Origin of the sequence: Pseudanabaena biceps PCC 7429 (assembly GCF_000332215.1) — a bacterium.
Classification (GTDB): domain Bacteria; phylum Cyanobacteriota; class Cyanobacteriia; order Pseudanabaenales; family Pseudanabaenaceae; genus Pseudanabaena; species Pseudanabaena biceps.
The window spans coordinates 1-1,326 of sequence record NZ_ALWB01000425.1; the positions used below are offsets into that span (position 1 = coordinate 1).

At 47.1% G+C, this 1,326-nt stretch carries 1 protein-coding gene; it reads right to left on the bottom strand.

Annotated features, from left to right (window positions below; all coding sequences use genetic code 11):
* Nucleotides 1-83: 83 nt before the first annotated feature.
* A complete protein-coding gene (locus PSE7429_RS22915; RefSeq protein ID WP_009629796.1) occupies nucleotides 84-1,214 on the bottom strand; it encodes a CO2 hydration protein in 1,131 nt (376 codons plus the stop codon).
* Between the last annotated feature and the right edge of the window lie 112 nt (nucleotides 1,215-1,326).

The following is a 1,326-nucleotide window of genomic DNA, read 5'->3' on the forward strand; positions in this document are numbered from 1 at the left end:
GTTTGCCGCGCTCCGCGCGGCAAACCTCTTTTGGGTTTTAATTATATCGCCATAAAATCAAAGCGTCCTTGGGCGCTTTGATTTTATTGGAGCGTATATAGTCGCGATTGCGATAGTCTTGCCAACCAAGGAGCGAGAAACTTCTCATTGGCTTTCCTCTCTTGAGGGTTTTGAGTTTCTAGAGGATGGGGAGCTAGACCACGCAAAGCGCCTGTCGTTACGCAAAACATAGATTTTTGAAAGGACAGACAAATTTTGACGAGCAAGTCCTCGACCCCGCGATCGCCCTTTTGATAAAACTCCTGCAAATAGTCGGGAAGATAATGCCGCATATCTTGCATTAATAAGGTGGGTGGAATCCCCGCACCACCTACTGGCAAAGGATCGGCATAGAGTACGCCATAGTTAAACTGCGAAATTTCCTGAGCAATTTGATGCTCCTGCGCATTGTAGGAAACCGTGCCGCGAAAGGGGAAAGATCGGAAAAATACTGCCTCGACGTAGGGCACAGCTGTATCCATTAAAAACGACAGGTTTGCCGAAGCAGGGACGATTTCGTAATCTTTTCCTGCGATCGCTACTTTGTAGATATAGGGCACGGCTGCCGCAGCCACTAGTCCATCCTGCACATGCCGAACCACATCGGGAATGCTGGTAATTTCTCCGCGATCGTAGCGATCGCTTAATTCTAAAAACATGGGCGACATGAACGACCAAAAAAAGCCAAGAGCGCTGTAGTAGGTCATCAACCGCACCTGTTCTAGCAAGAAATCGGGAAATAGGCGATGCATAATTGCCATCAAGGGATGGCGCTTTACCTTTGCCGCGATCGCTAATTGGGCGAGTTGTTTAAATTCAGTGGAGTCCAAGTAGGTATCTAGTCCGCCGCCGCCATGCCAAAACATTGCTTTCATGCAATATTCGGCAAACTCAAAATTGATGCGATCGTGCCACCAATGACGACCTAACTTTTGTAAGGACAAGTTCCCATTAAAGAACTTAAAGAAAGGGAAAAATGCAAGAAACTGATGTTCGGAAATATAGGTAAGATTTCGATGGTACTCACCCAGTACTACACCATAGCTTTTGAGAATCCCCACAACCTCAAGCAAGTTGTCGGGAGAATCTGGAAGCAATGCACCACCTGATTCCAAGCGTTGCTTTACCGCAGCAAGGGCTGGTTCGATCGTTTTGTTTTGGCTCAATACACTCATATGCAAATTTTACAATGCTTCACGCGAGTTTAGGACAAAATCCATCCCCAAGAAGAGAAGGGCGGCGCTTCGCGCCGCCCTTCTCTTCTTGGGGATGGAAATAGGTATGTCA

Bases quoted from the DNA above. Each gene is read 5' to 3' on its own strand.
- PSE7429_RS22915 (WP_009629796.1), bottom strand. From the start codon at position 1,214: ATGAGTGTATTGAGCCAAAACAAAACGATCGAACCAGCCCTTGCTGCG.